25 protein-coding genes and 1 pseudogene are annotated in these 25129 nt (G+C 57.6%); 11 read left to right on the top strand and 15 right to left on the bottom strand.

Going from position 1 to position 25129, the window contains the following annotated elements:
• The first annotated feature begins 9 nt into the window (after positions 1–9).
• The gene (locus IE089_RS11920; protein ID WP_189478032.1) at positions 10–1578 is read left to right on the top strand and encodes a sodium:solute symporter family transporter; all 1569 of its coding nucleotides are present in this window, start codon (positions 10–12) and stop codon (positions 1576–1578) included.
• Here the strand turns inward: IE089_RS11920 and IE089_RS11925 are convergent.
• Entirely contained in the window at positions 1575–2948 is a 1374-nt protein-coding gene (locus IE089_RS11925; RefSeq protein WP_229802730.1) for a DASS family sodium-coupled anion symporter, read from the bottom strand. The genes IE089_RS11920 and IE089_RS11925 overlap by 4 nt on opposite strands.
• A 111-nt stretch (positions 2949–3059) precedes the next feature.
• Here IE089_RS11925 and IE089_RS11930 point away from each other — a divergent pair, with 111 nt between their 5' ends.
• A complete protein-coding gene (locus IE089_RS11930) occupies positions 3060–3404 on the top strand; it encodes a hypothetical protein (protein ID WP_189478034.1) in 345 nt (114 codons plus the stop codon).
• A gap of 57 nt (positions 3405–3461) precedes the next feature.
• Here the strand turns inward: IE089_RS11930 and IE089_RS11935 are convergent, their stop codons facing one another.
• The gene (locus IE089_RS11935) at positions 3462–5327 is read right to left on the bottom strand and encodes an AsmA family protein (protein WP_189478035.1); all 1866 of its coding nucleotides are present in this window, start codon (positions 5325–5327) and stop codon (positions 3462–3464) included.
• Between the two features lie 110 nt (positions 5328–5437).
• Positions 5438–6727 carry a valine--pyruvate transaminase gene (locus tag IE089_RS11940; protein ID WP_268248001.1) on the bottom strand — a complete coding sequence of 430 codons (1290 nt, stop codon included), beginning with the start codon at positions 6725–6727 and terminating at the stop codon, positions 5438–5440.
• A gap of 159 nt (positions 6728–6886) precedes the next feature.
• On the opposite strand from IE089_RS11940, the gene IE089_RS11945 reads away from it, so the two are divergent.
• The gene (locus IE089_RS11945; RefSeq protein ID WP_229802731.1) at positions 6887–7987 is read left to right on the top strand and encodes a DUF3667 domain-containing protein; all 1101 of its coding nucleotides are present in this window, start codon (positions 6887–6889) and stop codon (positions 7985–7987) included.
• An 82-nt stretch (positions 7988–8069) separates the two neighbouring features.
• The gene (locus IE089_RS11950) at positions 8070–8393 is read left to right on the top strand and encodes a DUF6482 family protein (RefSeq protein WP_189478036.1); all 324 of its coding nucleotides are present in this window, start codon (positions 8070–8072) and stop codon (positions 8391–8393) included.
• 3 nt (positions 8394–8396) lie between these two features.
• On the opposite strand, the gene IE089_RS11955 is transcribed toward IE089_RS11950, so the two are convergent.
• From IE089_RS11955 to IE089_RS11965, 3 genes are read right to left on the bottom strand one after another with little or no spacing between them, the layout of a single operon-like run.
• On the bottom strand, positions 8397–8924 hold the full coding sequence (locus IE089_RS11955) for a retropepsin-like aspartic protease family protein (protein WP_189478037.1): 528 nt from the start codon (positions 8922–8924) through the stop codon (positions 8397–8399).
• The gene (gene ltaE / locus IE089_RS11960) at positions 8905–9909 is read right to left on the bottom strand and encodes a low-specificity L-threonine aldolase (RefSeq protein ID WP_229802732.1); all 1005 of its coding nucleotides are present in this window, start codon (positions 9907–9909) and stop codon (positions 8905–8907) included. The genes IE089_RS11955 and ltaE overlap by 20 nt, the downstream gene beginning before the upstream one ends.
• Positions 9902–10783 (bottom strand): GTP cyclohydrolase II, encoded by an 882-nt coding sequence (locus tag IE089_RS11965; protein ID WP_229802733.1) that lies wholly within the window; start codon positions 10781–10783, stop codon positions 9902–9904. Before IE089_RS11965 ends, ltaE begins: the two co-directional genes overlap by 8 nt.
• A 96-nt stretch (positions 10784–10879) precedes the next feature.
• Between IE089_RS11965 and IE089_RS11970 the strand changes: the two genes are divergently transcribed.
• A complete protein-coding gene (locus tag IE089_RS11970) occupies positions 10880–12169 on the top strand; it encodes an NADH:flavin oxidoreductase/NADH oxidase family protein (RefSeq protein WP_189478038.1) in 1290 nt (429 codons plus the stop codon).
• Between the two features lie 25 nt (positions 12170–12194).
• Here the strand turns inward: IE089_RS11970 and IE089_RS11975 are convergent, their stop codons facing one another.
• Together IE089_RS11975 and IE089_RS11980 are read right to left on the bottom strand one after the other, a co-directional pair.
• The gene (locus IE089_RS11975; RefSeq protein WP_189478039.1) at positions 12195–12485 is read right to left on the bottom strand and encodes a DUF2490 domain-containing protein; all 291 of its coding nucleotides are present in this window, start codon (positions 12483–12485) and stop codon (positions 12195–12197) included.
• Positions 12486–12801: 316 nt separating this feature from the next.
• A complete protein-coding gene (locus IE089_RS11980) occupies positions 12802–13362 on the bottom strand; it encodes a GNAT family N-acetyltransferase (RefSeq protein ID WP_189478040.1) in 561 nt (186 codons plus the stop codon).
• Between the two features lie 199 nt (positions 13363–13561).
• Between IE089_RS11980 and IE089_RS11985 the strand changes: the two genes are divergently transcribed.
• The 4 genes and pseudogenes from IE089_RS11985 to IE089_RS15700 all read left to right on the top strand — a co-directional run bounded on the left by IE089_RS11985 (position 13562) and on the right by IE089_RS15700 (position 18141).
• Positions 13562–15160 carry an efflux transporter outer membrane subunit gene (locus IE089_RS11985; RefSeq protein ID WP_229802734.1) on the top strand — a complete coding sequence of 533 codons (1599 nt, stop codon included), beginning with the start codon at positions 13562–13564 and terminating at the stop codon, positions 15158–15160.
• Entirely contained in the window at positions 15153–16301 is a 1149-nt protein-coding gene (locus IE089_RS11990; protein ID WP_229802735.1) for an HlyD family secretion protein, read from the top strand. The genes IE089_RS11985 and IE089_RS11990 overlap by 8 nt, the downstream gene beginning before the upstream one ends.
• Positions 16291–17349 (top strand): DUF2955 domain-containing protein, encoded by a 1059-nt coding sequence (locus IE089_RS11995; protein ID WP_229802736.1) that lies wholly within the window; start codon positions 16291–16293, stop codon positions 17347–17349. The genes IE089_RS11990 and IE089_RS11995 overlap by 11 nt, the downstream gene beginning before the upstream one ends.
• Positions 17350–17376: 27 nt before the next feature.
• Positions 17377–18141: pseudogene (locus tag IE089_RS15700) on the top strand (cupin domain-containing protein).
• Positions 18142–18165: 24 nt separating this feature from the next.
• Here the strand turns inward: IE089_RS15700 and IE089_RS12010 are convergent.
• The 5 genes from IE089_RS12010 to IE089_RS12030 form a co-directional block, all read right to left on the bottom strand.
• The gene (locus IE089_RS12010) at positions 18166–19044 is read right to left on the bottom strand and encodes a sterol desaturase family protein (RefSeq protein WP_189478044.1); all 879 of its coding nucleotides are present in this window, start codon (positions 19042–19044) and stop codon (positions 18166–18168) included.
• A complete protein-coding gene (locus IE089_RS12015; RefSeq protein WP_189478045.1) occupies positions 19044–19913 on the bottom strand; it encodes a Rieske (2Fe-2S) protein in 870 nt (289 codons plus the stop codon). The genes IE089_RS12010 and IE089_RS12015 overlap by 1 nt, the downstream gene beginning before the upstream one ends.
• A 126-nt stretch (positions 19914–20039) precedes the next feature.
• Positions 20040–20387, bottom strand: coding sequence for a hypothetical protein (locus IE089_RS12020; RefSeq protein ID WP_189478046.1), 348 nt, complete (start codon positions 20385–20387; stop codon positions 20040–20042).
• On the bottom strand, positions 20371–20934 hold the full coding sequence (locus tag IE089_RS12025) for an RNA polymerase sigma factor (protein WP_189478047.1): 564 nt from the start codon (positions 20932–20934) through the stop codon (positions 20371–20373). Before IE089_RS12025 ends, IE089_RS12020 begins: the two co-directional genes overlap by 17 nt.
• A 24-nt stretch (positions 20935–20958) precedes the next feature.
• Entirely contained in the window at positions 20959–21360 is a 402-nt protein-coding gene (locus tag IE089_RS12030) for a hypothetical protein (RefSeq protein WP_189478048.1), read from the bottom strand.
• A 159-nt stretch (positions 21361–21519) separates the two neighbouring features.
• On the opposite strand from IE089_RS12030, the gene IE089_RS12035 reads away from it, so the two are divergent.
• Entirely contained in the window at positions 21520–21774 is a 255-nt protein-coding gene (locus tag IE089_RS12035) for a hypothetical protein (RefSeq protein WP_189478049.1), read from the top strand.
• 81 nt (positions 21775–21855) lie between these two features.
• Here the strand turns inward: IE089_RS12035 and ahpF are convergent, their stop codons facing one another.
• Together ahpF and ahpC are read right to left on the bottom strand one after the other, a co-directional pair.
• Positions 21856–23448: an alkyl hydroperoxide reductase subunit F gene (gene ahpF, locus IE089_RS12040; protein WP_189478050.1), complete on the bottom strand. Its 1593-nt coding sequence runs from the start codon at positions 23446–23448 to the stop codon at positions 21856–21858.
• Between the two features lie 57 nt (positions 23449–23505).
• Positions 23506–24069: an alkyl hydroperoxide reductase subunit C gene (ahpC, locus tag IE089_RS12045; RefSeq protein WP_189478051.1), complete on the bottom strand. Its 564-nt coding sequence runs from the start codon at positions 24067–24069 to the stop codon at positions 23506–23508.
• 154 nt (positions 24070–24223) lie between these two features.
• On the opposite strand from ahpC, the gene IE089_RS12050 reads away from it, so the two are divergent.
• Complete coding sequence (locus tag IE089_RS12050) at positions 24224–25126, top strand: hydrogen peroxide-inducible genes activator (RefSeq protein WP_189478052.1); 903 nt, start codon at positions 24224–24226, stop codon at positions 25124–25126.
• Positions 25127–25129: the final 3 nt, after the last annotated feature.

The raw sequence follows: 25129 nt of genomic DNA on the forward strand, positions 1-25129 counted from the left end.
ATCACGCGTATGGCAGATACCCTTGCGACTCTGGATTGGTGGATCATCGGGCTGTATTTGCTCGCCATGCTCGGACTTGCAGCGTGGCTGGGCCGCCAGCAGGGCTCACGTAGAGACTACTACCTGGGTGGTGGGAAACTGCCCAGTTGGGCCCTGGCAACCTCGGTTGTAGCGACCCAGTGCTCAACTAACTCCCTGTTGGGCGCACCGGCATTCGTCGGTTTTGTGATCGGTGGTGGCATGTTGTGGCTGCAGTACGAACTGGCCGTGCCACTGGCTATGCTGCTCCTTTGCGCCCTTTTTTTGCCGGTGCGTCGCAGTGGCGCCATTTCAATCTACGCCTTCCTCGAACAACGTTTGGGTTTGCAGGCACGCCTTCTAGCCAGCGCCTGTTTTCTGGTGTTCCGGGGGGTGGCTACCGGTGTGACTATCTATGGGGTTGGTTCGGTGCTGAGTCTGGTCACGGGGCAACCGTTCTGGCTATCTGTAGTGTTGTTGATGGGTGTGACCATTGTCTACGACGTGCTCGGCGGGATGCGTGCCGTGGTCGTGTCAGATGTTTTGCAGATGGGGCTGCTGTTGCTGGCGGTATTGCTGGGTCTGTCGATGGTGATAGAACCTCTGCTGGCTCGGCCCGAGGCCATCACCAGCCAGTGGCAGGCCGTCTCAATGGACTGGGGCTTCAGCGGTAATGACTATGGCTTCTGGCCAATGGTGATCGGTGGCCTGTTCCTGTACATGGCCTATTACGGCTGTGACCAGAGTCAGGCTCAGCGTCTACTCGCCGCTGCGGATGAGCGTGAGACCCAGCGCGTCTTGCTGCTCAATGGCCTGCTTCGTTTTCCGCTGGTGTTGGCCTACTGCCTGCTTGGCCTTGGGCTGGCTGCCTATGCGATGCGAGAGCCAGCGCTTGTCGCATCCCTGCCGGCGACTGCAGCGGGCACGCCTAACTACAATCTGGTGTTCCCTGCCTTCGTCATTCGGGAGTTCGCGCCTGGTATTGCCGGGCTCGCTATCGTCGGGCTCTTTGCGGCGGCAATGTCGTCCATCGACTCGGCCCTGAATAGTCTATCTGCCAGTACGCTTGAGGACTTCCTGCAGCGTGACCGCGTCATTCCAGAGCGCAGCTTGTTTCTTTACTCCAAGTTACTGACGCTGGCGTGGGGCCTATTCGCCGTGGCGCTGTCGTTCCAGGTGGAGCACATTGCGCCCACCGTACTTGAGGCCATCAACAAGGTAGGCTCCATGGCGAATGGCCCGCTTCTGGGCTTGTTCTTGATTGCGATATTTCTCCACGGCGCCGGCCAGCGGACAGCCATCATCGCGTTCCTCTTGGGGTTGGTGGCAAATGCCTCGCTATGGCTGTGGGCGCCACAGGTCTCCTGGCTATGGTGGAACGTTGCCGGATGCGTGGTGGCTTTGGCATTCGCAGTGGTGGCCAGTATCGGGCGGAGGGCGCACTCTGTGCCGCTTGGCGACTTGGCGGCTGCCGTACCAAAAGCCTATGCAGTCGCTTTGCTGCTGATGGCGGCGGTGGTATTGGCCGCGGCTCTGGTTTTCTCCGCGTTGGCGGATTAAAGCACCCATAAAATCCAGGGCGTTCCCACCAGTAAGAAAATCAGCAGGCACGCTGCGGTTGCCAGGCCGCCGTACTTATAAACCTCGCCTCCGGTGATATAGCCGCTGCCTACAAAGATGACATTGCAGGAAGAGGCCTGCGGTGTAAGCACCGAGAAAAAATTGGTCGCCAGTAACAGCATCATTGCCATCAAAGGTAGCGGTACGTTGGGCTGGGATAAAGCTAGGAATACGCCAAACAAGGCTAGCAGGTGCGCGGTCTGGCTCACAAACAGGTAGTGCACGATCACATACAGGCATAGCAGCAATACGTAGGTGATTGGCCAAGCGAAATCCGTCGCAGCGCCACCCATCAGATTGCCCGCCCAGGACATGAACCCGAGGCGGTTCAGTTCGGTGCTCAGTGTGTACAGGATTGCGAACCAGATCAGCGTTTCCAGCGCATCACCGGATTCGCGCAAATCCTTCACGCTGAATACGCCACCCATAATGAGCAGCGCGAGGCCCAGGAAAGCGATGGCGGTGGCATCGAAACCGATGATACCCGCCAGCGCCCATCCGCCGACCAGTGTGACGAAGGTTGAGAGGGTAATCCATTCTTTACGGCTGAGCGGGCCCATTTCTTTCAGCGCTGCCTGTGCCAGCCCTGGCGCCTCTGGTGTTGCGCCGATGGTGGGCGGAAAGACCTTATACAGAAGCCACGGAAGAACAACGATGGCGCAAAAAGTCGGCACGCTGGCGGCGATGAACCAGCTGGCAAAGTTGATGCTGACACCCTGCTCAGCGGCGATCGCAACGCCTGCGGGATTCGCCGCCATTGCCGTCAGCCACAGGCCGGAGGAGAGGGCGAGGCTGACCATGGCGCACAGCATCAGGTAAGCCCCGATGCGGTGTCGACTCTCGTCACCGGGATGTGAGCCGTTGTTCTCCGCCAGCGAGTAAACGATAGGAAACAACACCCCCGAGCGCGCAGTATTACTGGGAAACGCAGGGGCAATGACGGCGTCGGTGGCCATGATGCTGTAGGCAAGGCCCAAAGGCGAACGGCCGAAACGGCTCACCAGTAAGTAGCCGATGCGTGCGCCAAGGCCTGAGTTGACGACGCCCTTGCCGACCAGAAAAGCCACCACGATCAGAAGGATAAAGCCTTTGCTGAAGCCCGCGTAGGCGGCGTCGGGATCCAATGTTCCCGTTAGCACGGCGGCTACCAGTGCGAGTATTGCTGCGAGGAACAGTGTCGTTCCCCCGGTCAGGACGCAGAGAATGGTGGCGCCGAAAATCGCGAACAGTTGCCAGGCCTCGGTCGAGAGGCCGTCCGGTACTGGCGATAAAAACAATACGATGCCGACGGCGACACTGAACAGCAGCATTAGCGGACGTTTCATACCGCTATTTTAGAGCCTCGTTCCTGTTTTCATAGTGCTTGGCAAACACGGCCCCGCAGTCTACTGTTGGGCTCTCGATATGAAGGAGTCACTACTATGTTCCGCCTGATGACAACCTCGGCACTGTTGGTTTGCTCAATGACCACCTATGCAATGGAATGGCCTTGGACCGAGAAAGAAGACACCCAGTACGGTTACTGCAAAGGCTTTGTTGTGGCGGGGCTGGTCGAGGCGCCCGTGCAGGATCTGTCGCGCACCAATCTTTGGCTGGCTTGGAATGCGATCAATCGCGCCGAGCTTCCCGAGGGTAGTGTCACTGAAGAAGACTATGAAGCGGGCCGCGCAGCGTTTAGCCAGGGGCTGAGCGCTGGTGATCTGGAAGGGGTCCTAGACACTGCAGACGGTGAGTGCGGTCTCGGGCGCAACGATGGCTGGTTCTAGTCCGTTCCACATCTCCTGGGGGTAGCGCTCGCTCCCCCCGGTCCGGAAGCACAGCTCTTAATCGTTCTTGAAGAGCTTATCTAACAGCTTACCCGCTTCCTTCTCAACTTTACGCCTAACCTCGTTCTTGGCGAGATCTTCGATAATCGATTGCGTATCCACGCTGCACCAATCTGCAGCGTCATCGGATGCCAGGTTCCCCTCGCAACTCACAGGCCACTCGATATCGGTGAGTCGTTCGTTAACACGACAGGCTGGATCCAGCTCGCCCAGTTCCGGCAGCAAGCGGGTATCAAAAGTGGCATCGAAGTTCTGTTTCAGCAGCGCCAAGCGTCCAGTGCCTCGCATCTGTGCCGCATACGTATCAATGTTCAGCGGTGCCAGTTTTGCGAAGCCATCGGCGAATACGATTTGTGCGGAGAGGTCCTTCAGCTCACTGCGCTCCGGCAAGGTCTCCGTCATTGATTCCTGGTTAACCAGTGATACGGCGTCGCAGAACATTCTTTCGATACCCACGTCTTCGAGCACGACCGCGTCGGTTTTTAGATTGGCAGGCCCCGCGAGGTTATTAACCAGTTGATTGCTGCTGCGGCCGGTGCCCTGGATATTCCAGTCTAGGGTGGCGCTACCACTGACATTGGCCTCCACCTCTGCCGCACTCAATAAGGCAGCGATATCAACACCATCGACGGCGCCCTTTGTGGTCAGCCTGGCGTTGTCGTTAGTGGCATCGAGCGATAGGGTCATACCGAGCTCTCCGCCGAAAAGCTCGCCGCTCAACTCTGTGACTTCCGCCACGCCATTGATGGCCTGGCCGCGAAGCCGCAGATTGTCCACCTCGTAGTTCCCGTAGATGCCCTTCTCAACATTCAAGTCAAAGCGTGTAGAGAGGCCACGTATCGCCTCAAGTGGTAAGGGCTGGTCACCGTCACTTGCGTTGGTCTCTGTCTCCGCGGAGGCGTCTTCCTCACCAGCGTCAGATCCCGCCAGCGCAAGCAGGGCGTCATTGAGCAGGTTCATTGTCAGCGTAGCGTCCAGCTGCGGGCTTTCGAGGCTCGCATAGCGCACGGTGCCGTCTCCCCGTGACTCTCCAACGACGAATGCGAGCTGCAGTTGTGCGACCAATGCGTTGAGATCAGCGTCACCATTGAAAGTGAGCTCAACCGTCTCGGCGATAATGCCGTCAATAGTCAGTGCCAGATCGGACAATGTGATCTGACGTGAATCGGCGTCCACTACCAGTGCTCCGTTGGCGGTGGCCTCCACGGGCGGTGCCTCAGCACTGGTCGCGGCGGAGACAACAGCCTCAAGTGTGACAGGACGGCCCGCGGTGTTTACATCCGTCAGCTGCAGTTGCTCTACGCGTAATGTGGTGATGTCACCCTCCGGCGATACAAGCTGAATCCCTGAGTCGGTGACTGAGAACTCATCAATGGTCAGCGCCAGCGGTGCCGCGAGCATTTGTACCTGCTCTGCAGCGGCATCAGCCGCATCTTGCTGAGCCGCCTCATAGGCTTTGCGCTGTTCAGGGGTCATAGCTGTGGGGTCGGGTAAACCCTCAGTGTTGGGTGCGGAAGCTTGCTGCACGGTAGCGTTCAGGCCCTGCACAAGGATGCGCTCCATCTCTACCTGCTTGGATAGAAGCGGTAGCAGTTGAACGCCGATAGATAGCAGTTCAGCCGTCGCGGTAGGCGCGTCCTCCTCGGGCAGCGTGACCGCGGCATCACCCAGCGTCACAGCGATGGTAGGAAACAGCGAAAACTTCACCTCGCCCTTCACCTCAAGCGTGGCACCTGTCTTCTGCTTGATGGCGTCCTGTGCAAGGGTCAGGACACGCTGCTCGTCAACAAAGGCTGGGATAAGCAACAGGGCTAGGAGGATGATTCCCAGAGGGATAGCGATGATCAGTAGCAGGCGTGACATGAAGACTCTCGTTCAGTGGTGAAGCTGCACAAACCCCGCGTTTGCGCTATGTCAGCCTTCAATATAGCAGGGCTTGGCGACCGGGGGTGGCGTGCGAGGCGATAGGCGAATCAACCCGCTTGTTCGTAGGCGAGTTTTGCCTCTTCGGCGATGAGTTTCACGCCGGCTCGCACGCTGTCGGCGTCGGCGCCGTAGGAAATCCGAAGGCACTGATGCTGATGGTCCCATTCATCATCCATGCCGATGAAGAATTCCTCACCCGGTACCACCAGTACGCCTCTGGCCTTTAGGCGCTGGTAAAGTTCCTTCGATGTGATGGGCAGGTCTTGCAGCCACAGCCATAGGAAGATTGCGCCCTCGGGCTTGTGAATCCGGAAGGGCAGGCCAGCCAAGTCCTGGCGTAGCCAATCCACCGTTTGTGCGGCTCGGTGCTCATAGAAAGGCCTTATATGCCGTTCGCTGATAGTGAGAATGTCATCGTTGCTCAGCATCGTCTTGGCGAGGGCAGGACCGAGCGTGCCGCAAGCGAGACTGACAATGGTATTAGCGTTTGTGTAGGCCTCAATTAATGGCTCGCTGGCAACGATGATCCCCGTACGTGCCCCGGGCAGCCCAAGCTTTGAGAGGCTGAGCAGAAGCACTGTATTCTCATTCCAATGTGGAGCCGCACCCGTGAACACTATGCCGGGGAAGGGCTGGCCATAAGCGCCGTCGATGATCAGTGGGATGTCTGCAGCGCGCGCCACCGAGTCCAGGTGTGCTATTTCCTCGTCGGTGAGTACATTGCCGGTGGGGTTGGTAGGGCGCGAGACGCACAGGGCGCCCATGCTGTCGTCCATCTGCAGGGCGTTCATGTCGACGTGGTACTTGAACAGGTCGCCCTCCAGCAGCTCGATTTCGGGGCGAGATGCAGTGAAGAAGCCTCGCGTCAGACCCGCGTCGGCGTAACCGATGTACTCAGGCGCTACCGGCAGGTGAATGCTGCGCTGCCCGCCATCCGGCATATTACCCGCGAGCAGGTTGAAGAGGACAAAAAACGCCGACTGACTGCCATTGCTCACCGCAATATTGCGCTCGGAGATAGCCCAACCGTGCTGGCGCCTTAGAAGCTTAGCGAGCTCGCGACGAAATTCACGATCGCCCTGAGGCGACTGATAGACGCCCAGCAGGGTGTGGCGCTGCGCCGGATCATTCAGCACGGATTGCAGCCGCTCGGCAAAGAAGGCCTCTACCTCGGGGATGCGGCCGGGATTGCCACCGCCCATGAAGATCATGTCAGGGTTTTCGCTTAGCGCAGTACCCAGATCGTCCATCAGCGAAACTATGCCGGTGCGCTGGCCAAACTGCTCTCCAAAGCGGGACAATTTCACGCCAAGTATCTCGATCGTATTCGATGCCACGTAGCTTAGCAGTACGTGTGTTGTTTCGCGTTACTACTTCTTCAATCTCTTTGCCTGACTCTCGGCGCTTCGCGCTGCTGTCGTCGGGCTAGTGGATTTGAGCGCCAACGCGCCGGCTATCGGCAACATGGATTTGCCATGTCCGCAGGATTGAGCTGATTGTTGCTTTCATTTACTGTCGCTGACATGAAAACGTTACCAGACAACCCACGCACAAACTGTCGCAACTGCGGTGCTTTGCTGCATGGCGAGTATTGCAGTGTTTGCGGTCAGCGCGAGGGGCGTAGAGATCTGCATTTTTCAGAGGCGGCGGGCGATATCCTGCTTGATATGGTGACTTGGGACTCGCGCTTCTGGCGAACCCTGTTTCCCCTGATGTTTCGCCCTGGATTCTTGACAGCGGAGTTTATTGACGGGCGGCGTGCTCGATACATGCCGCCTTTTCGCCTTTATATCATTGTCAGTTTCATACTTTTTCTCGTGGTGTCTTTCCTGGCCCGAGACATGATGGCCGAAGTCACCAATGAAGACGGTGACGTATCTGTCTTCATTTCGTCGGATGACGAAGTTGACCCGGAGGGGCTTGCCGAGGCGCAACGAACGCTCGACGGCCTGGGGATTGACGTTGATCTTCAAGCGCGAAAGGAGGCTAGCGAGGATCCAGCGCAAACCGAATACGGGGGGGCGCCTTCTGCAAGTCAAAGTGCCGAATCGTCAGCTCAAGCTTCAGCAGAGGCGGCAGTGGACGGTGATGCGGATTCTGTCGATGACGAAGACCACGTGAATATTAACTTTGGCTTTAGCGATGAAGAGAAGCCATCGTGGTTGGGGGACTTGGAGTCGCGAATGGAGGGCAACGTACGCCGTATGAAGGAAGAGCCTTCGCTTTTCCTTGGGCTGTTTCTGGAGTATCTGCCCCAAGTGATGTTCCTGATGTTGCCACTGTTCGCGGTGTTGCTATGGATCTGCTACCTGCTGTCGCCGTTCCATTACCTGCAGCACCTTGTGTTTGGTCTGCACTATCACAGCTTTGCCTTTCTGCTGTATCTCATCGATTCCTGTCTGGCATCCGTAACCAGTGCGCTGGATGGCGTGGCGTTTATCGGCCTGATTATTTATCTCCCTCTGGCACTCATGCGCGTATACGGTTCGGGCACGATCGGCGCCGTTGTTAAATCGTTGTTCATATACTTTGCTTACGGAATCACACTGATTTTCGGTTTTGTTGCCATTGTCCTGCTGACGCTGGCGTTTCTGTGAGCCGTGCTTTGCCCAGCTATTGTTCTTTAAAGCTTACCGTCAAGACGTGCGCACACCACCAGTGCGGCGCACAATCTACGACATGAAAATCCCCATTAAAAAGCTCGCTGCGGACGGCCCCGTAATGAAAGTGGTGATCGACTCAGTCGACCTCAGTCTCTACATTGCCTTCGCGGTAATTGACGGACAGGAGTGCCTGATCACTGACAGCAAAGGCGGAACGATTAAAACCCGCAATCTGCTCGAAATGAAAAAGCAGTTGGAAGGTCTGTCCATCGCTGAACTGACCCTGCGGCAGCGCAGTGCTTACGATGAAATGGTGGGTCAACCAAAGTGGGGTTGCGACAATGCGATGGAGGTCGGTATCTCACCTGAGTTATACCCGACGCCCAGCTGGCAGCACTGACGGTTAGTTAGGGTACTGCCGCAGAATCAGCGTATTGCCCCGCTGCGTGAATTCGATGTGGCGCAGAAACGACATTCCCAACAACACCTCACTGGTGCGCAGCCCGGGAACAATGCCAGCAGCCACCCCATTTAACTCGATACCACCCACGCTCACGCTATCCAGCGTAGCCGTGTAGCTGGTGGCGATGCCATTCGCCGTTTGGGTTTGCATGGGTCGCCCCCGCTGAACGCCGATGCGCTGCGCCACGTCGAGGGGTATCGCTACACCGGTCGCGCCGGTGTCGAGCATGAATACCACCGGCTCGCCGTTGATCATGCCGTCAGTCACATAATGCCCTGCGCGGTTTCGCGTCAGCACCACTTCACGCATGCCGTCGGTAGCGATGCGCGTATCCAGCGATTGGTTGGGGTTGTGTTGTTTTTGCAGCAGGTCGGTGAAGAAGATCACCAATAGCGTCATGAGCACCAGCCAGGCCAGAGCCTGCATGGTCATCCCCAATCGCTTGTGGTCATTCTCCGGCGTGTTCATTCCTGTAGCTGCGGCAGGCTGCAATGATGTGGTCGGTTTGGTCGCTGGAAATGTCGCGATGAAAAACCCAGCGATGACCATTGATACGGACACCGTGCTGTTGCAGATGTTCAATCAATGGGGTGGTGTCGATCTCCGGCGCCAACATCACGATGTTGGTTTCTACGGGATTTGCCAGTGGTAACCCCATCTCTTTCAGGGCTTGGCCCATGCGCGCCGCATTGGCGTGATCGTCTGCCAGGCGCTGGACATTGTTTTTCAGTGCGTAAAGACCGGCTGCTGCAATCACGCCAGCTTGGCGCATGCCGCCGCCCAGCATTTTGCGGTAACGACGGGCGCGGGCGATGATGTCTTTGCTGCCAACCAGCACCGAACCCACTGGGGCCGCCAAACCTTTTGACAGGCACAGTGACGCTGAGTCGAAGTACTGGCAGATACCCTCAATAGTCACGTCGAGCTTTACGGCAGCATTGAAGGCGCGCGCGCCGTCTAGATGACGACGCAAGCCCAGCGCCTGCATACGGCGGCTGTATTCATCCAGATACGCCATGGACAGTACCTTGCCAGCGTGAGTGTTCTCCAAACATACCAATCGGGTAATTGCGAAGTGGGCATCGTCAGGCTTGACCGCGGCCTCGACCTCGTCCAGCGGCAGTTCGCCGCGGCTGTTAAAAGGAATCGGGCAGGGCTGTACGCTGCCCAGCACAGCGGCGCCCCCGCCTTCATACATGTAGGTGTGCGCACGGCTACCCACAATGTATTCGTGGCCGCGTTCACAGTGGCTGAGAATTCCCAGCAAGTTGGTCTGGGTGCCGGAAGCGGCATACAAGGCAGCTTCCTTGCCGGTTATCTCGGCGGCGTAGGCTTCCAGAGCATTAACAGTTGGGTCTTCCCCGTAGACATCGTCACCAGTTTCGGCGGCGGCCATTGCAGCGAGCATCTCTGAGCTCGGCTGCGTGACCGTGTCGCTGCGCAGATCAATCATCGGTTCTGAGATCTTGCTCTCCAATCTCGTGGCCCCATTCGCGTTTGGCTTCCAGATAGCGGCGGTTGTTGTCGTCTACGCCAATGACGTGTTTCACAGCGGTGATATCCGCTAGGCCCAGTTCAGTGAGGTCACGCACTTTCTTGGGGTTGTTGGTGAGCAGGCGTATTGGTCTGTCGCCGGCAAAGAACTTGAGTAGGGTTGCGGCATCGGAAAAGTCGCGCGAGTCATCAGGCAGGCCCAGAGACCGGTTTGCCTGGTAGGTGTCTTCCCCTTCGTCCTGCAGCAGATAAGTGGCCGCTTTTGCCCACAGACCGATGCCGCGACCTTCGTGCCCGGCCATGTACACCAGATAGCCGCCCTGTGGATCCTGGGAGATACGATCCAGTGCCGCTTCCAATTGCGGGCCGCACTCGCACCGGCGCGAGCCGAAAATATCGCCGGTAAGACAGTTCGAGTGCACCCGCACCAGAGGTGATTCAGCGTTAGCAGCATCGCCAATGGCTAACACGCTGTTAACGGCCATGCTGGATACGAGCTCGGCGAACAGGTGCTGACCGCCGCTGTCGCGCAGGGTGTTTGCCAGCGACTCAACCTGCCCCAGTTCTGTACTTCTTACGGCTGCATACCAGTCGACGGTTGGCTGTTCATGGCCGCGGCCCAGTGGTAGCGGAATGGGCCCGAGAAGGTTAAGCGCCACACCGTCGGCGGGCGGCGACTGGCGCGGATCCAGGGCCTCGCCTTGCGAATCAATGCGCATGAGCTTGCCGTGGTCGATCAGCTTTTCGCGGACGTCGGGGTTGAGATAGGTGAACACGCTTTTGCGGGCCTGTGACTGTGCTGCTAGGGGCAGGAAGTGTACATGGCCGGCCACCAGCGTCCAAATCTATCCACAGCGGGATTTTGCCCCCGTGAGTGGGTAGACTAACGCGCGGTAGTTTGTGATCACGTCAATAGAAAGAGGATCTCCATGAGCTCAGTTCTGCATCAACCCCTGACTTTACCCTGCGGCGCGGTGTTGCCTAACCGTTTGTCCAAGGCGGCCATGACCGAGGGGTTGGCAACGCCGGATGGATTGCCCACGCCTGAACTGAACCGATTGTACGGTATCTGGAGCGATGGCGGTGCCGGTATGTTGCTCTCTGGAAACATCCAGATTGATAAGGATCACCTGGAGCGGCCGGGTAATGTGGTTGTAGACGCAGAGCCCGACGCGGAGATGGCGTCGGCTCTGGCATCATGGGCGAAAGAGGCAACTCGCAATGGCAATCACTTCTGGGCGCAGATCAGCCACGGGGGCCGCCAGACTCAAAAAGTGGTGAATCCCCATCCCAAGGCACCGTCTGCGGTGAAGCTGGGATTACCGGGCGGACAGTTTGGCGAGCCCGAGCCGCTGACTCAGGACGAAATCGCGGATCTTGTGCGTCGATTCGGTGTGTGCGCTGCGGCGTGTAAGGCGGCGGGTTTCACCGGCGTTCAGGTGCATGCCGCGCACGGCTACTTGTTATCTTCCTTTCTGAGCCCTCGCGCTAACCAGCGCGACGATGAGTACGGCGGTTCACTGGAGAATCGGGCTCGTGCGCTGTTGGAGACAGTGGCCTCGGTGCGCGCGGCGGTGGGTCCCGAGTTTCCGGTGTCCGTGAAGATCAACAGCGCCGATTTCCAGAAGGGCGGCTTCGACTTTGAAGACAGCTTGCAGGTGGTGCAGTGGCTCGAGGAAGCCAGCGTTGACCTGATCGAGATATCCGGCGGTACCTATGAGCAGCCCAAGCTGCTGGGGATGGAGGGCTCTGAAGAGTCTGAGCCGCAGAAAATCAAAGAATCTACCCGGGCTCGCGAGGCTTATTTCGTCGACTTCGCAAAGGCCATGCAGGAGAAGGTGAATGTGCCGCTGATGGTCACGGGTGGCTTCCGTCGTCGCGATGTGATGGAGCAGGTTGTGGAGGAGAGCAGTGCCGATGTCATTGGGCTGGGGCGCCCTTTGTGTGTGATGACTGATGGGCCCAAGCAGTTACTGGACGGCCTTGATGAGTTGCCGCGTTATGAGAACGAATTGTCCCTGTTGCCGGGCTGGCTGTCCTTCCTCAATGCCATTAACACGATCCGCACTATCGCAACCTTCGGTGTGCAGTATTGGTATTACGCCCAGATTGATGAGATTGGTGTTGCCGGCAAGCCGGATCCCGAGATGTCCGTGTTTGCGGCAACCAAGCGATTGATGGCGTTGCAGAAGAAACTTCTGGCGGGTCGCTCGAGCTAGGGCTGGTCGCCCTGCGCCGCAACCGTCAGCAGTTGTGGTGCAGGCTAAATTGCAATTGCTCTTTGTCCACGGTGTCGCTGGACTGGTACATATAGTCCGCTTGGACCTTCAGGTCATAGCGCACGGCATAGCCAATAGCGCCGTACAAGCGGTTTCGGTCAAAGGTTTCTACTTCCCTGCCGTCGCGTATGTCCTGCTCGAGATTTAGGAACACCTCGTTGTAGGCCGCCGCGTACCAGGTGCCGCGTTTAATCACTGTGTTGTTGATCGGGATGTCCATGAACAGCGCGCTACGAACTTTGGACCGGGGGGGCATCCCAGGGTAGCCGCATCAGATCGTGTGCCGAACGCATGGAGAGAGACCGAAGGGCTCATGACTACGTGAGGGTAGCCCGGAGGTTCACCGATCAGGCGCCGGCGATACCGGCGTCGGGCCAGTGAATTACGCCATTTCAGTTGGCCGCGCCACCACCCCTTCAATCTCTCTGCCTAACTATCGGCGGTACAAGCTGCCCTCGCTTGGTCGAGAGCTTTAGAGCGCTGCGCTGTCTCTCCACTCACTCGGCGAAAGTCTTATGCGGCCGAGAGACTGAAGCGCTGCTGTCGGGTCGATCGCGCCGGGCTGGTTACCGTCAGAGCGACCTAGGCACCAATACATCGAACTGCTCGCGTCGCGCCAGCCACTCGTCTCGCGTTTGTCCCCAGGCACACACCTGATGTTCCGACAATGAGCCCGGCATCCGCTTTTCCTCGCCGGGCACAGAACCCAAGCGCCGCGCCAATGCTTGTGAGCGTGTATTGTCGTCGGCAATGAGGTGATCAACGCGCTCCCACCCAAGCTCGGCGAACACATAGTCGATACTGGCGACGGCTGCTTCCAGCGCATAGCCCTTACCTTCGGCAGATCGGTGTAGTCCCCAGCCCACCTCTTTGACCGGCCATTGATGCGGCTTCCAGGGGCCTAATCGCCCAATCCATAGGCCAGAGGATTTCTCTTCCACGGCAAACATAGCCGCGTCAGTTAGCTGCCATGCGCCAAGAGTGGCGGCGAATGTGCGCCATGCGTCTGACTCCGCCTGAACACCGCCCAGGTGCTCCTGCGTAATTGGGTCGGCGGCAAATTCGGCGTATCGCGGGAAATCCTCCGCGCGGGGTGCACGGAGAATAAGGCGTGGGGTTTCCAGTCTTCTCATGGTGTTTCGCTTTATAAAACCTGCGGCATGTATAGCAGATGAATCGTAGTCCTGCTCAGCTATACTGACGGTAACAGCGTGTGATGCTCTCTCGCAGGCGCAATAAACAACAATAAAGGAACTGCGTGTTACTTCTCCCAATCCAGCTGGTGTTATCGAATCACTCGATATGCGGGTCGAACTGTCGGGGTGTCGCATCGTGAATAGGTGCGTTCCTCACCTGCTGTATTTGCTGCAGCGCGTTCGCGGGCGGTCGCTGATCCATAGTGTCCTATTGATCGCTACCTTCGTTAGCCTCACAGCTTGTACAACCCTCGGGCCTGACTACCAGGAACCGGATGTCGACTGGCTGGCCCAATGGGAAACAACACTCTATGGCGAGGTGGAGCAGAGTGTTGCAGACCCGAATGATGTCCAAAGGCTGGGTTTTTGGTGGGAGACCTTCAATGATCCTGTGCTTAACTCGCTGATTCTCTCTGCGCGAGAAGCTAACCCGTCGCTGCGAATCGCTGCACTGAATATTGCGCGTAGTCGCGCGCTGCTGGGCATTGCGGTCGGCACGCAGTACCCGCAGGTTCAGCAGGGGAGTGGCAGCGCGGCCCGCGTGGATAACTGGCCTACCGAGGGTGATGACTCAGGCGATCGTAGCGGCCTTTATAACTACAATCTCGGCTTCGATTTGGGTTGGGAGCTGGATTTTTGGGGACGGTTTGAACGCAGCATTGAATCTGCCGACGCCGCTTTCTTTGCCTCTATTGCGAACCAGCGTAACGCGCAGGTACTGGTCAGCGCGCAGGTTGCCCAAACCTATTTCGCTTATCTCACGACAACCCGTCAAATTCAGATCGCACAAATGAACGCCGATCTGCAGTTGCGCAGTTTAGAGATCACACGGCAGCTGTATGACAGTGGGCAGGACTCAGAGTTGGATCTGCAGCAGGCGAACACTCAGTTCCTGGCAACGTCTGCCGCCATTCCCGGGCTAGAGGCAACGCAGCAGCAGTTGGCGAATGCGCTCACAGCGTTGCTGGGCAGGCGGCCAGGCGACCTGCCGGAGTTGGCCGGCCCGGCGCAACCCTTACCAAAACTGGCACCCGGCATGATCGACCAGATACCGGCGCGCTTGATGATGCGTCGGCCCGATGTGCGAGTTGCGGCATTTACTGTGGCGGCACAGTCTGCGCAGATCGGTGTTGCTGAAGCCGATCTCTACCCGTCTATTTCCCTGTTCGGCACCATAGGCTGGGGTGGCAACACTGCTGATGGCAGCACCGACAGCCTCAGCACCGGGTTTGGCCCGGCCTTCACATGGAATCTTTTTAACTACGGGCGCCTGGAAAATGCGGTGCGCGTTCAGGATGCCAGTCTGGAGCAGGCAATAGAACAGTATCAGGCGACGGTGCTGCAGGCCGCGCGCGAGATTGACGATGCCGCCATTACGGTTGCTAAGACCCGTGAACAGGACGCCATGCTCAAGGATGCACTCGCCTCGTCTGAGCGTGCGTTGAAGATCGCCAATACTCGCTACCGAGAGGGCTACTCGGACTTCCAGCGAGTGCTGGATGCCCAGCGGGCCCTGGCTAACCAGTCCACGAGCTACGTTGCGAATCAGGGCGCCCATGCCAGCGCGGTTGTCGATTTTTATCGTGCTATGGGCGGTGGCTGGAAACCGGTTGAGCTGAGCGAGGCGCTGCCGGCTGAGACCATTGAGCGTATGGAATCGCGCACTGATTGGGATGGTCAGTTGCGTGAGCCCCTGCCACAGAATGAACCCGAGACGGGAGAGACACGTGAGTGACAGCCAGCATGACGCATCGGTTGAAGAACCACCTGAAAAATCGGTGGAGGAATCGTCAGAGAATGCCCGGGCCACGGTAAAGCGCGGCGGCCTCGGAGTAGCCGTGGTAATCGGCCTTAGTTTGGTCTGGTATCTGCTCGCCGATCGCTACACACCATACACTGACCAGGCGCGAGTGCACGCCTATGTTATTGGTGTCGCACCTCAGGTGTCCGGCATCGTGCGTGAAGTGAACGTGGAGAACAATCAGCAGGTGAGTGCTGGCGATACGCTTTTCAGCATCGATACCCTGCAGTATGAGATCGCGCTGGCGCGGGCAGAGTCTGATTTACAGAATACCCAGCGGCAGGTTCAGGCCGGGGATGCCGCCGTTGAGGCAGCTCGCGCAAACCTGCGCTCTGCTGAGGCGAATTTGGAGAAAGCAGAGAAAGACACTGACCGGCTAACCCGCTTGCGCGAGCAGGACCCGGGGACCATTTCAGCTAGACGTCTCGAGATTTCCAGCGCCAGTCTGGATCAGGCGCGGGCCGCCGTGAGTGCGGCTGAGGCACAGATAGAGCAGGCGATTGAGCAGAAGGGCGGCGACGGTGAGAACAACACCAAACTCAAAGTCGCGCAAACCTCTGTCGAAAAGGCTCAGTTGGACCTTGAGCGAACACGGGTACTTGCCTCCACTGATGGTGTGATTACTGACCTTGCTGCCGATGTAGGTCTGTTTGCGGGTGCCGGCGCGCCGGTAATGACGCTGGTGTCGCGGTCCGACGTTTGGGTCCAGGCCGATTACACGGAAAACAATCTGGGCCATATGGCAGTGGGCACACCCGTTGAGATACTTTTCGATGCGATTCCCGGCGAAGTGTTCGACGGTCGTGTAGAGAGTATCGGCCTGGGTGTAAACAGCGGCGGCTCTGCAGCACCGGGCACCTTGCCAACCGTCGACAATAACCGCGATTGGCTGCGTCAGGCCCAGCGCTTTCCTGTGACCGTCAGCTTTAACCCCAGGCAGTCGCCCGCGTTGATGGGTAACTTACGGGTGGGTGGTCAGGTCTCCGTGGTGGCTTATGCCTCTGAGGGCGGACCGCTAAAATGGCTGGCGCTGCTGCATATCCGGTTCATGAGCTGGCTGGCGTATGCCTATTGAGGTAGCGGCGATGCCTATGCCCCGGCAGATGCCGTTGGCCGCCAGACGCGTTTTTCGATTAGCGGCAACCACCGCTTTGGCGCTGGCGGGCGGCTATGCGCTGGCGCTGGAACTGCCATTCATGGCGCCGTTGTTCGCGTTCATTCTGGCTTCAAAGCCGGCACCGCCTATGGGCGTCAAAGGCCTCTTGGGTCTGTCGCTGCTATTAGTTCTCACTCTGGGGCTAGGCGTACTGTTAACACCGGTGCTGCGCTATTACCCCATGACTGGGCTGATGCTCGTGTTACTGGGCCTGTTCTTCGCTAACTATGTGGCGCTTAACTTGGGCAAAGGGCCTGTGGGCACTTTCCTTACGGCTGGAATCGCGATCATCTCTACAGCGGGGTTGACCAGCATGGCGCTGGCGACAGCGCTGATTCAGGCAATGGTGTTCGGAGTGGCTATTGGTGTCGTTAGTCTTTGGCTGATTTATCCGTTCTTTCCTGAGGACGGCCCCGCACCTGAGATGCCGGCGGTAGCGCCTGCACAGTCAAGTTGGTTGGCGGTGCGTGCCACGTTGATTGTGTTTCCCGCCTTTTTGCTGGTGCTTGCCAATACCGCCTACCTGCCTACCGTGATGAAGGCGGTGCAACTGGGCCAGCAGGACTCGGTGACGGATGCCAAACACGCAGGGCGTGAGCTGGTTGGTTCTACGTTCATGGGCGGCCTGTGGGCGGTGATGTTCTGGCTGGGCCTCTCGGTCTGGCCCTCCCTGTGGATGTTTACGCTGTGGATGCTGTTGGTGGGTGTCTATATTTGCGCCCGAGTGTATGGCGTTGTGCCCAGTCGTTATCCGCCCTCCTATTGGGTGAATACGATGGTGACATTACTGATTCTACTGGGGCCCGCGGTTAATGACAGCGCCACGGGTAAAGATGTGATGACTGCGTTTCTGGTGCGACTAAGCTTGTTAGTGGCGGTGGCGCTGTATGCCTCGGCGGCCGTTGTTCTGCTGGAGCGCTGGCGAGACCGTCGCGTCGCGCGAGGCACCCGCGCTGTGATGGCGTGAGAGTGTGGCTCATGGGCACTAACGTTCATGTCTGAGGATCAGGTCTCGCCTACTATTTATCGGGATAGCCCCGATGCCCTCAGTGTGCTGTTAGCGCGTCTGGCACTGAAAGCGGAGGTCTATGTCGACGGCGACTTCTGCGGCACCTGGGCCGTGGACACCGCAGGCTCACGGCGAATTCCCTTTCATCTGATCGTCGAGGGGAATGCCTGGCTGTACTTTCCCGAATCAACACCCAGAGCGCTTTAGCGGCGGGATTTGGTCGAATTCCCCCAAGATGCGCATCACGTTATTGCCAGCTCACCGGAGTCGCCGGCAGCTGATTCCGTGAATGCACCTATGAGTAACGATGGGGATACCACGACTCGCATGGTGTGCGGTTTCTTCGAGTTCTCGAGCCCCGCGCTGCTCCCCGTGCTAAAGGCGCTGCCCGAAGTCGTGCTGCTTGAGGCCGCGAAAAACAGCGTAGATGATAGGGCAGGGCGCTTGGTAGACATGATGCTGGAGGAGCTACGCAACGATAGCTCCGGCGCCTACGCGGCGATTGATCAGATGGCCTCCCTGCTGTTCATTCAAGTGCTACGCGAAGCGGCTACCAGCGGCACCTTAACTACCGGCCTGATTGTGGCACTTTCAGACCCGCATTTGGGTAGAGCGCTAATTGCAATTCATACAGGACCTGAAGAAAGTTGGACGGTGGACTCTCTAGCCTCCCGTGCGGCGATGAGTCGCTCGAGTTTCTCCAGCCGCTTTGCTGACGTAGTTGGCTACAGTCCGATGAAGTACCTCTGACCGCGCGGCATTTGCCTTGGCGCCTTACGACTTAACGGTCGTGCCCGCTGCCTGCTGAGGTTCCCAGTCTGGTGGGCCGAAGCAGTAGTCGAGTACTTCGCCGGGTGAGCGCGCGCCGCGCAGTTTGTGCCACAGTGCCTGATAGTCCATCAGCGTAATTCGCGCCGGATTAAACGTGTCCACATTGTGGCGCAGCCCGTAAACCACCAGTTCTTTCTCTTCCTCAAAGGTCCCGAACATGCGGTCCCAGATAATGAAGAGGTTGCCGTAGTTCTTGTCGATGTATTGTGCATTGCTGCCGTGATGCACGCGGTGATGGGAGGGCGTATTAAACAGCCACTCAATCGGCCACCACAGTTTTCCGACGATGCGCGTATGCCCAACAACGCCCCACAGAGTTGCAGCAACGCCCGCAACCATTGTTATCGTAGGGTCAAAGCCAACCAGCGGTAGCGCCGCGAAGAATGGCACTTTAACGATGGGCGCCAGCCATGGCTGACGGAAAGCCACCACGAAGTTCATTTCTTCACTGGAGTGGTGACTCATGTGAATAGTCCATAGCACGCGTACCCGGTGCGACAGGCGGTGAAACCAGTAAAACACGAAATCGATGGCCGCAAAGCTGAGCAACCACACTGCCCAGGTGGGCAGAATGCTGCCGATATCCACTGCCCGGAATTGGTAAAGATAAAGGTACAGGCCCAGGGTGCCGCCTTTGATGACGGTATTGATCACAATGTTGCCGGCTAACAGTCCCAGACTGCAGAGGGTGTCACCGCGGTTGTAATAAGGCTTGCGTCGCCACTGCAAAACAAGGGTCTCGATCATTATTAGCGCGAGCACCAACGGAAGACCCAGTGCATACAGGGTAACCGTGCCGGAGGTGTCCAGTGTAGGTTCCATCAGGCTAGAGGCTCCTCACTCTGGTGGCATAAATAGAGAACGCTGTCTTCAATTTCAACAACGGGTGCTGTAGATAGACCCCGGCACTTGCTGTCGAGGTTGTTGCCGTTGTGGATGTCAAATCGATAACCATGCCAAGGGCACTGTACGATGCCATTGTCAGGCGCGCTATGTTCTAAAGGGCCAAGTAGGTGCGGGCAAATTGCACTGTAGGCGATCCATTTTCCATCGCTGCAGTAGAGGCAGTAGCTGCCGTTGGAGGTCTCAACCCGGGTCACAGTTGTAGTGTCTAACTCAGCAACCGCACCAACACGGGTGCGCCGCGGTGCCTCGGCGCCTCGGCGAGCGAGTTGCTGATCCAGCGCGGCTTGACGGCCCTGCATTAGGACTTCGTCTTCATCGTAGAGCACGCCGTACTGTGCTTTCAGCACGTCGAGGTAAACCGGCTTGAGGTCCTCAGTAATCTCGTCCTTGCTGTAAAAGCGCACGTCGATAGTGATGTTGTTATCGCCTAGTGCAGCGGCTTGTGTGTGAATCTCGACTCCTTCGCCAGGCCCGGCCACAATGGTAGTGGCCCAGTAGTGCTTGTCTCTGTCTACCAGCAGCTCCAGTAACTGGCTCTGCCCCTCACTGTTGGTCGGTACGGCGCTGGCACGCCAGCCCCAACTGCCCTCGTCCAGGCACTCAATGGATTCAAATGAGGACGCATGTACGCAGGGCAAGTGTTCCCAGTCGTAGGCATTTTCCACCATGCGCACGAGATTGACGGGCAGCTCCCGCGTGTAGTTACCGATAAAACTAAGACCGTCGATGCGTTGGTAGTTGATTTGCTTCGGCCTTTGCGACAAGGCGTCTGTCGGTGATGACATCGGAGTCTTCGCTATTCCATTTATTGTTTTCTGGGAGACGGTGACTGGTAGTGTCCCGTCGTTAGCGCCACTGATATTACCCTGCTTGGTCCAAAAGCCCTATCCCGCTTGCCAGCCAATGATTCGCTAGTTGCGAAGTGCCCGCCACGCGCTGCGCCACAGCAGAAAAGCCAACAAGATTGCACTTGCCAGATTGTTCACGGGGTACAGCAGCCCGCCGAGAGCGGAGTCCTCGACGGGGATAAGCGCATTAAACAGCCAGGGTATGGTGGCTGTAAGTGCTGCCTGCAGGGGTTCTGCCAGTAGCCAAAGTACCACGATAGCGATCACATCAAGCATCCACCAGAGTGCCCGGCGGCGCTGGTTTTGTGTACGCACGGCGGACACAACCCTATGCGTGAATTCAGCGTCATTCTGCGTGTCGGGTGACGATCCGAACAGTGCGGCAATGTCTGGGTCATTCTCCGGGTTCATTGCCAACCTCCTCGTTGTAATCTGATAACAGGCGCTTCAGGGTTTGTGTGCCCCGCCGAATATGGGATTTCACCGTGCCAGCTGCGAGTCCGGTGGCATCTGAAATTTCCCGGTGGGACATGCCCTCCTGGTAAGACAACACCACGCAGAGGCGCGCCGCCGTGGGCAATTTCTTCAGCGCTTCCTCAAGGTCCCGGGCTATATCGGGCCTGGTCTGGTTCGTTGCCAGTGATTCATCGTCGACGGTGTCGGATAGCGCGAGGGCATCGTGCTTACGTATGTGCTGCAGCCACTCATTGATGGCCAGTTGTCGAAGCCAACTGCCAAACCGATCGGCCTGTTTGAGCTGCTTCAGTTTCACCCACGCCCTCAAGAACGTTTGTTGAGCGAGGTCATCCGCCAGCGCCGCATTGTTGCTACTTCGCCGTAGCAGACTGCGCACGCCAGCGCCCCGGCGGCTTACCAGCTCGGCAAAAGCCGCCTGATCGCCATTTCGGGCCAGGCTCACGAGCAGCGCTTCCTGGCTGCTGGTGTAGAGCGAGTTCAAGTGGGCGTAATCCCTGAGCGTGGTTTAAGCCGGTTCTTCTTCGATGGTGATCAGGCGCGATGCCATCAGCAGGCCGTAAGACACAGCCAATAAAAGGCCACCCACGCCCAGTAGCTCGAAGAATGCGCCCACCATCAGGCCAAGGAATACCAGCCCAGGCGCTACAAACAGGGTAATTTTATGCGCTATCTCCAGTCCTTGCTTGGTGCTTTTTGCGTTGGCAACTTTGTCGCCCTCAATGGCGCGCGTCAGTGCCTTTACGGCAGTGGGATCAAGTGTCTCCTCACGTTGCAGTAACTCACGCAGCGTTTGCAGTTTGGCCTGTTTCTCCTTTGATTCAGTCCAGATGGCGGCCACCGATACGGCGGCGATGAACAACCAAAATGAAGCAGCGCCGATGCCTGCAACGATACCTGACCCTTCCATAGCGTATACCTCTATTAAGTGACTTTAATTGTACAGATGCGCCGAGGGCGTTGTTTAGATGCAGGTGGGAAAAATTTTTTTGGTGGGCGCAGGTGATGCATCCCGGCAAGCATGCATACATCAAAATCTGATTTGCCATTTCGGTACATATGTACCGAAATGACATTTAAGAAACAGACAATAGAACGCGTTCAGACCGGCGTACGCATCGAAAAACGCCTGTTAAAAGTTCTCAATGGGTTGGCTGAATCTTTGGATATGTCGCTGGGCGACCTACTCGAAGGCATGGCGCTGCATTGCCTGGAGGTTAAGACACCCTTCGGTGAAGAGACCCTGGCCAAGGTGGCCATGCTTCGAGAAGTGTATGGGCTTGATTTGGTGGCTGAAGACAGCCATCAGTTGGACGAGCAGTGATAGGGTGGCGATGCAACCGGTGCGGTGGGAGTGACCAAGAAGAAAAGCCCGGTATATACCGGGCTTACTGCGCTAGCGGTATCAGGCCGCTAGCTCAGAGTCTTTGTTCTCTTGCTCAACGGGATTCAGCATCAGGTACTCAAATGCACCCAGCGCAGCTTTTGCACCTTCACCCATGGAGATGATGATCTGCTTGTAGGGCGTGGTCGTCACATCCCCGGCAGCGTAGATACCGGGCACTGACGTCGCGCCCTTGTCATCCACAATCACTTCACCGTGGGGTGTGAGCTCAACAATACCCTCCAGGAATTGGCTGTTGGGTACCAGACCAATCTGAACAAACACGCCGGCCAGATCCAGGTTGTGCACCGCTTCCGTGGCACGGTCCTGGTATTCAATGGACGACACCTTGCCATCGGTGGCGATAATCTGTCGGGTAGCCACGTTGCGCAGGATGGTAATGTTGTCGCGTTTCTCAGCCTGTTCCACCAGCACGGCATCCGCTTTCAATTCGGGGAGAAACTCAAACACAGTAACCGATTTGACGATGCCGGCCAGATCGAGCGCCGCCTCAATGCCAGAGTTGCCCCCTCCGATCACGGCCACGTCCTTGCCTTTAAAAAAGGGGCCGTCGCAGTGCGGGCAGTAAGCCACACCATTGCCCACGTTTTCTTTCTCGCCCGGGACGCCCAGCTCTCGCCAGCGCGCGCCGGTGGTAAGAATCACGCTTCGCGTATCGATGCGCTCGCCCGACGACAGCACCAGGCTTTTGATCTGGTCGCCTTCAATGGCATCCACACGCAGGTGCTCTTTAACGGTAATGTCGTACTCGTCCATGTGGTTGACCAGTGCGCCGGTCAGTTCGGGCCCGGTGGTGCGGGGTACCGAGATCAGGTTTTCGATACCCAGCGTGTCTTTCAACTGTCCGCCGACGCGATCAGCAACCACGGTGACGGCCAAGCCCTTGCGCGCCGCGTAAATCGCGGCGCTGGCGCCCGCGGGCCCGCCACCGATGATGGTCACGTCCTGCAGCGGCAGGCTGGCTGAGTCCGCAGGCTTGGCGATTTCTGGGTTCCGCTCCATCAGCTTTTCGATGAGTATGGCCGCATCTACTTTGCCGTTGGCGAACAGTTCTCCGTTCAGGTAGACACTGGGAACGCCCTGAATGTCGCGCTCGTCGATAATGTCCTGAAACAGGCCGCCATCCAGCATTTCACTGCTAATGTTGTCGTTCAGCAGGGCGAACTGGTTCAGCGCCTGCACCACGTCGGGGCAGTTGTGGCAGCTCAGGCTGATGAACACCTCGAAGTGCAGCGTCTGCTCAACGTTACGCACCATGTTGGCTATGCCGTCGTCGAGCTTGAGTGCGGTGCCGGATGCTTGCAGCAGTGCCAGCACCAGCGAGTTGAACTCGTGGCCACCGGGGATACCTGAGAAGGTGATGCCGGTATCTTTACCGTCGGCCTCCAGTAAAAAACTGACAGGACTGCGCAGTCGCTCGGGCAGGTCACGCTCAACGACAGTTATACGCTCACTGACGCCAGCGATGCCGCCCAGAAATTCCATCAGTTCTTCGCGTTTGCCGTGCTCGCCTGTTTGCACAACAAAGCTCACGTCATTTTGCATAGACGCGGTGTAGGTTTCGAGTGCGGTGATAATGTCTTTGCTTAACACGGTAACGCTCCAAATTCGTTAAGTGATGGCGGGCACAAGGCCCGCCAGTGGTTGGGTTTAGATCTTGCCAACCAGATCCAGTGAGGGTGCTAGGGTCTCTTCGCCTTCTTTCCAGGCAGCTGGGCAAACTTCGCCGGGGTGAGCCGCAACGTACTGCGCGGCCTTCACCTTGCGCAGCAGGTCTTCGGCGTCACGGCCGATGCCTTCTGCAGTCACTTCCATAGCCTGAATAACGCCATCGGGGTCTACGATGAAGGTGCCGCGATCAGCCAGACCCTGGTCCTTACGCATCACTTTAAAGTTGCGCGTAATCTCACCGGTGGGGTCGCCGATCATGGTGTACTGCACTTTGCCGATGGTGTCTGAGGCTTCGTGCCATGCCGCATGGGTGAAGTGAGTATCAGTCGATACAGAGTAGATCTCTACGCCGCGCTTCTGGAACTCCTCGTAGTGATCCGCCAGGTCGCCCAGTTCGGTGGGACAAACAAAGGTGAAGTCGGCGGGGTAGAAGAAAAAGATCGCCCACTTCCCTTTCAGGTCTTCGCTGGATACCTCAACGAATTCGCCCTGCTTGAATGCGGTGGCTTCGAACGGCTTGATAGTAGTGTTAACCAGTGCCATGTGTAGTGCTCCCTAATTGGTTGATAAATACTGTGTGGCAACAGTGAGATTGCTACGTTAATCCTCGGGCGGACGATTGAAAAACGGGGAATATTGAATACGACGTTCGCAAAAATAGATCGATGAAATAAATTATGTTAAGTAAAATGGAATCATGATCTCGCTGAAACAGATTCACTACGCCCTGGCCGTTGAACGCAACCTGCACTTCAAGCGCGCCGCCGAGGAATGCAATATCTCCCAGTCCGCGCTGAGTACGGCGCTGGGCGAGCTTGAAAAGCAGCTGGGTTTCCAGATCTTCGAGCGCGATAACCGCAAGGTGCTGGTGACGCCACTTGGTCAGCAGGTGTTGGAGCGTGCCCGCGCCATCGAGTTGCAGATGGAAGATTTGCTGCGTCTGGCGGATGCTCAGCGTGACCCGCTAAGCACCCAGATCAACCTGGGCGTGATTCCCACTATTGGGCCCTATTTACTGCCGCGCGTGCTGCCTGCGCTGCAGGAGGAGTTTCCCAAGCTTCGGTTGGATATTGTGGAAGACCAATCTGCCGAACTGGTGGATATGCTGCGCCGTGGTGCACTGGACGCCGCTATTCTGGCGCTGCCGTACCCGATCGATGGTTTGCTGTCGTTCAGCTTTTGGCAGGAGGACCTCAAGTGGGTTGCCCATCGCTCAGCGGTCAGCAAAGGTCTGAAGCAAGCGGATGAAGACACCATTGCAGAGTCTCATTTGATGCTGCTGAAGGATGGACATTGCTTAAAGGACCACGCCCTGTCGGCCTGCCGGTTAGAGGACGACTCTGTGCACAGCTTCAGCGCGACCAGCCTGGCCACATTAGTGCAGCTGGTATCGGGGAAAATGGGATCAACCCTGATACCCGAGTTGGCGTTGGAGCAACTGATTGGCGACACCAAGGATTTGGCGGTGCTGCCGCTGGCAGACCCGGGGCCCCACAGGGATCTGGCTATCGTTATTCGGCCCAACTACCCGGGCATGGCCAACGTGGAGGCACTACTTCAACTGTTTAAGCGGGAGCTGAGTTCCATCCAAAAGCGCTAAACG

The organism is Parahalioglobus pacificus (genome assembly GCF_014652275.1).
Lineage (GTDB): Bacteria > Pseudomonadota > Gammaproteobacteria > Pseudomonadales > Halieaceae > Parahalioglobus > Parahalioglobus pacificus.

What these genes read in the sequence shown, in the direction of transcription:
- IE089_RS11920 (WP_189478032.1), top strand. Translation starts at nt 10, where the DNA reads ATGGCAGATACCCTTGCGACTCTGGATTGGTGGATCATCGGGCTGTAT.
- IE089_RS11925 (WP_229802730.1), bottom strand. Translation starts at nt 2,948, where the DNA reads ATGCTGCTGTTCAGTGTCGCCGTCGGCATCGTATTGTTTTTATCGCCA.
- IE089_RS11930 (WP_189478034.1), top strand. Translation starts at nt 3,060, where the DNA reads ATGTTCCGCCTGATGACAACCTCGGCACTGTTGGTTTGCTCAATGACC.
- IE089_RS11935 (WP_189478035.1), bottom strand. Translation starts at nt 5,327, where the DNA reads ATGTCACGCCTGCTACTGATCATCGCTATCCCTCTGGGAATCATCCTC.
- IE089_RS11950 (WP_189478036.1), top strand. Translation starts at nt 8,070, where the DNA reads ATGAAAATCCCCATTAAAAAGCTCGCTGCGGACGGCCCCGTAATGAAA.
- IE089_RS11955 (WP_189478037.1), bottom strand. Translation starts at nt 8,924, where the DNA reads ATGAACACGCCGGAGAATGACCACAAGCGATTGGGGATGACCATGCAG.
- ltaE (WP_229802732.1), bottom strand. Translation starts at nt 9,909, where the DNA reads ATGATTGATCTGCGCAGCGACACGGTCACGCAGCCGAGCTCAGAGATG.
- IE089_RS11970 (WP_189478038.1), top strand. Translation starts at nt 10,880, where the DNA reads ATGAGCTCAGTTCTGCATCAACCCCTGACTTTACCCTGCGGCGCGGTG.
- IE089_RS11975 (WP_189478039.1), bottom strand. Translation starts at nt 12,485, where the DNA reads ATGCCCCCCCGGTCCAAAGTTCGTAGCGCGCTGTTCATGGACATCCCG.
- IE089_RS11980 (WP_189478040.1), bottom strand. Translation starts at nt 13,362, where the DNA reads ATGAGAAGACTGGAAACCCCACGCCTTATTCTCCGTGCACCCCGCGCG.
- IE089_RS11995 (WP_229802736.1), top strand. Translation starts at nt 16,291, where the DNA reads ATGCCTATTGAGGTAGCGGCGATGCCTATGCCCCGGCAGATGCCGTTG.
- IE089_RS12010 (WP_189478044.1), bottom strand. Translation starts at nt 19,044, where the DNA reads ATGGAACCTACACTGGACACCTCCGGCACGGTTACCCTGTATGCACTG.
- IE089_RS12015 (WP_189478045.1), bottom strand. Translation starts at nt 19,913, where the DNA reads ATGTCATCACCGACAGACGCCTTGTCGCAAAGGCCGAAGCAAATCAAC.
- IE089_RS12020 (WP_189478046.1), bottom strand. Translation starts at nt 20,387, where the DNA reads ATGAACCCGGAGAATGACCCAGACATTGCCGCACTGTTCGGATCGTCA.
- IE089_RS12030 (WP_189478048.1), bottom strand. Translation starts at nt 21,360, where the DNA reads ATGGAAGGGTCAGGTATCGTTGCAGGCATCGGCGCTGCTTCATTTTGG.
- IE089_RS12035 (WP_189478049.1), top strand. Translation starts at nt 21,520, where the DNA reads ATGACATTTAAGAAACAGACAATAGAACGCGTTCAGACCGGCGTACGC.
- ahpC (WP_189478051.1), bottom strand. Translation starts at nt 24,069, where the DNA reads ATGGCACTGGTTAACACTACTATCAAGCCGTTCGAAGCCACCGCATTC.
- IE089_RS12050 (WP_189478052.1), top strand. Translation starts at nt 24,224, where the DNA reads ATGATCTCGCTGAAACAGATTCACTACGCCCTGGCCGTTGAACGCAAC.